This window comes from Streptomyces glaucescens (assembly GCF_002154375.1).
In the GTDB taxonomy this organism is placed as follows: domain Bacteria; phylum Actinomycetota; class Actinomycetes; order Streptomycetales; family Streptomycetaceae; genus Streptomyces; species Streptomyces glaucescens.
The window spans coordinates 1-3,492 of sequence record NZ_MUND01001008.1 but is presented as its reverse complement, the minus strand read 5'-3'; the positions used below and the strand labels follow the sequence as shown (position 1 = coordinate 3,492).

Here is a 3,492-nt window from a genome sequence, read left to right as displayed (position 1 = left end):
ACCGGGCACACGAGCGCCGGGCCGGCTGCCCCGGCGCTCGTGTGCCCGGTGCTCCGGTGGTCGAACGGGCGGGCGGTCAGCGTGCCCGGGGAAAGTGCTGCTGGGCGGGCAGGCCGGACAACGGGCCGCCGGGAGCGACGCGCATCACGGATTCCAGCTCGCGGAGTATGCGGTCGGCCTCGCCCCTCACCTGGGTGGGGATGTCGCCCCGCTCGGCGACGAGGCGGCTGTAGATCGGGGTCTCCTGGAACAAGGGGGTCTGCTTTCTCGGGTCGTGCCGGGTGATGTGACGGCTTGCGCTTCCAGCTGTGTTGTCCGTGTCGACGGTGATCAGTATCGCCGACGGTGTACGGGTCCCGGAGACAAGTCGGAGAGACCGCCGCAGGAGCTGGGCCACATCCTCTGGACGTCGGGGGTGGCGATCGGCATCATGGGAGCGCTCCCAAAGGCGTAGGAGCGCTCACCCCCTCCCGAAGGCGAGTCCCGTGCAGAGCCTGACCAAGCGCCGCATGTCCCCCGACGAGCTGGACGCGCTGCTGCGGGCCTCCACCGGTACGGGGTGCCGCCTGGAGGGTGAGCTGGCCGACGGCTGGTTCAACACCGCCTACCGCGTCGTACTCGACGACGGCAGACCGGCCGTGGTGAAACTGGCCCCGCCCGCCGACGCCGCGGTCCTGCGGTACGAGCTGGGCATCATGGCGACGGAGGCCATGGTCTACCGGCGCCTCGCGAGCCTGCCCGGCGGCAGCGTGCCCACACCTGCCCTGCTGCACGCCGGAGAGGAGTTCCTGGTCGTCTCCCTCCTGGACGGCACGGGCTGGGACAAGGCGGCGGACCGGCTGACACCCGCCACCGAGGCGGCACTGCGCCACGACCTCGGCGCGATCACCGCGCGCCTGCACACCCTCGCCCCCGAGGACGGCCGGTTCGGCTACCCGGCCGCCGCCTCCGCGCTGTCCGCCGACGACTGGCCGACGGCGTTCACCGCCATGGTGGACGCGCTCCTCGACGACGCCGAGCGCTGGCGGTCCCCGCTCGGGGAGCCGCCCGCCGGCATCCGGGCGCTGGTGGCCGCGGGTGAGGACGCGCTCGCCGAGGTCGCCGAGCCCCGGCTGGTCCACTTCGACCTGTGGCCGGGCAACATCTTCGTCGAACCCGGCACCGGCAGGACGCCCGCCCGGATCACCGGGCTCATCGACCACGAGCGGGCGTTCTGGGGGGACCCGGCCGCCGAGCTGGTCTCCCTCGCCTTCGGCGGCGACACCGGCCCGGACAGCGACCTCGTCGCCGGGTACACCGAGGCCGGTGGTGTGCTCGACTTCACTCCGTCCTTCCAGCACCGCCTGGCGCTGTACCGCCTCTACCTGGGCCTGCTGCTGGTCGTGGAATGCGGCCCGCGCGGCTACGGCCCCGACCACCTGGCCTTCTGCCGCCGCACCCTAGCCGACGCCGTCACCGCGCTCCGCTCACCGGGGTAGTGGCGAATCCGACTGCATTCATCCGGGCTGAGGTGGCACCTGGCCTGTCATGCAGGCGATACGACGGGCAGGGGAGACAGTCCGGCACCAGGCCCGGACGGCACGGGAGACGATGCACCGGGCCTGGGCGGAGCCGGGCCGCGAACGGGATCTGGCGGTGCAGGCCGGCAAGGCCGCGCTGGCCGCGTGGCTGGCCTGGGCGGTGGCGGGCTGGTGGCTCCAGGCGCCCATGGCGTTCGTCGCGCCGTGGGTGGCGATCGTCCTGGTCGAGTCCACGGTGTACCGGTCCATCGCACACGGCCTCCAGCAGCTGGCGGCCATCGCCACCGGAACGGTCCTGGCCACCGCCGCCGCGCTGCTGCTGGACTCCACGATGGCGGCGATGGCGCTGGTGCTGCCCGCGGCCGTGCTGCTGGGCAACTGGCGGCGGCTGGGCAGGCAGGGGATCTACGCCGCCACCGGCGCCCTGTTCGTGCTGACCTTCCAGCCGGTCACCGTCGCCGGGTCGGCGGCCCGGATCGCGGAGGCGGTTTTCGGCGCCCTGGTCGGCATCACGGTCAACGCGCTGGTCCGGCCGCCGGTGTACCTGCGCAGCACCCGCGCGGCGCTGGAGGACGCGGCCGGTGAGGCGGAACGGATCCTCGAGGCGGTCGCCGACAAGCTCGCCTCCGCCGAGTGGGATGCCGACGCGGCCGGCTCGCTGCACGAGCGGGCGCTGCGGCTGGGCCGGCTGGTGGAGCAGGCCCGCGCCTCGGTGGGCTGGAGCCGGGAGAGCCTGCGCGTCAATCCGCGGGGCCGCAGCCGCGCGGTCTCGGCCCCTGGCCAGGACTACGACGACGCCGTCACCGTCCTCGACTACGTGGCCGTGCACACCGCGGGAGTGACCCGGGCGGTGCTGGAGGCCTGTGTCGACGACCGCGAGGAGCCCCGGCCGGGACCGCACATCACCGAGCCGTACGCGGCCTTCCTGCGCAACAGCGCCCATGCCATCCGGCTCTACACCACGAGCCGGTTCGCGCCGGGCGGCCGGGACCGGCAGGCGGACCGGGAGCTGCGCGAGGTGGTCGAGGACCTCGGACGCACGCTGGACGACCTGCGCCGGAGGCTGCCGCGCGCCGTGCCCGACGACCCCGACGCGCTGGCGACCTACGGCACTCTGCTGACCCAGGCGCGTCGCCTGGCCGACCAGCTGGCGGGACGCTGACCGCCGGACGCAGGATCGGTGGTCCTGAAGTCGGTCATTCGGGGTACTCGCGGATCCGTCACGTGGAACGAGCCGGATGGGAGGTGATCGCCGTGTCGAGTACGCAGTCGCACCGCACCGCTCCCCGCCCCGGGGCGCACGAGCCTGGCCAGGAGCCGGTGAGCGAACTGGTCCAGCGGGCGTCACAGCAGCTGACGGAGCTGGTACGCGGCGAATTGCGCTTGGCGCAGGCCGAGATGAAGGAGAAGGGCAAGCGCTACGGCAAGGGAGGCGGACTGTTCGGCGGGGCCGGCGTCGTCGGCTTCCTGATGCTGCAGGCCTTGGTCGCCACGGTGATCGCGGCTCTGGCGGTGCCGTTGCCCGTGTGGGCGGCCGCGCTGATCGTCACCGTGGTGCTGGGTGTGATCGCCGCGGTGATGGCTCTCAGCGGCAAGAAGCAGGTCGACCGGGCCGCACCACCCATGCCCGAACAGACGATCGAGAACGTGAAGGCCGATGTGGCCGAGATCAAGGGGAGCGCGCACCGATGACCCAGCCGCCGCACGAGGACAAGCCCGCCTCCAGCCCGCAGGAGCTGCGCGAACACGTGGAGCGGACCCGCGCCGAGCTCGGGGAGACGGTCGAGGCGCTGGCAGCCAAGGGCGACGTCAGGGCACGCGCCCAGGAGAAGGCCTCGCAGGTCAAGGAACAGGCGGCGGTCAAGGCCGCGGAGGTCAAGGAACAGGCGGCGGTCAAGGCCTCGCAGGCCAGGGAACAGGCTTCGGTCAAGGCGTCCGAGGTCAAGGAGCAGGCCGCCGCGAAGGCCGGTGA

At 73.1% G+C, this 3,492-nt stretch carries 5 protein-coding genes; 4 read left to right on the top strand and 1 reads right to left on the bottom strand.

The features are described 5' to 3' along the window. Nucleotides 1–76: 76 nt before the first annotated feature. Complete coding sequence (locus CCN42_RS43600; protein WP_169731619.1) at nt 77–253, bottom strand: hypothetical protein; 177 nt, start codon at nt 251–253, stop codon at nt 77–79. 232 nt (nt 254–485) lie between these two features. On the opposite strand from CCN42_RS43600, the gene CCN42_RS40185 reads away from it, so the two are divergent. The 4 genes from CCN42_RS40185 to CCN42_RS40170 all read left to right on the top strand — a co-directional run. Continuing rightward, complete coding sequence (locus CCN42_RS40185) at nt 486–1,478, top strand: phosphotransferase family protein (RefSeq protein WP_086742037.1); 993 nt, start codon at nt 486–488, stop codon at nt 1,476–1,478. Nucleotides 1,479–1,527: 49 nt separating this feature from the next. After that, a complete protein-coding gene (locus tag CCN42_RS40180; protein ID WP_386579469.1) occupies nt 1,528–2,682 on the top strand; it encodes an FUSC family protein in 1,155 nt (384 codons plus the stop codon). A 158-nt stretch (nt 2,683–2,840) separates the two neighbouring features. Continuing rightward, nucleotides 2,841–3,212: a phage holin family protein gene (locus tag CCN42_RS40175; protein WP_086173447.1), complete on the top strand. Its 372-nt coding sequence runs from the start codon at nt 2,841–2,843 to the stop codon at nt 3,210–3,212. Further along, nucleotides 3,209–3,492, top strand: a 284-nt coding sequence (locus tag CCN42_RS40170) for a DUF3618 domain-containing protein (RefSeq protein ID WP_143662243.1), incomplete at its 3' end; no start/stop codon positions are given. The genes CCN42_RS40175 and CCN42_RS40170, both read left to right, overlap by 4 nt.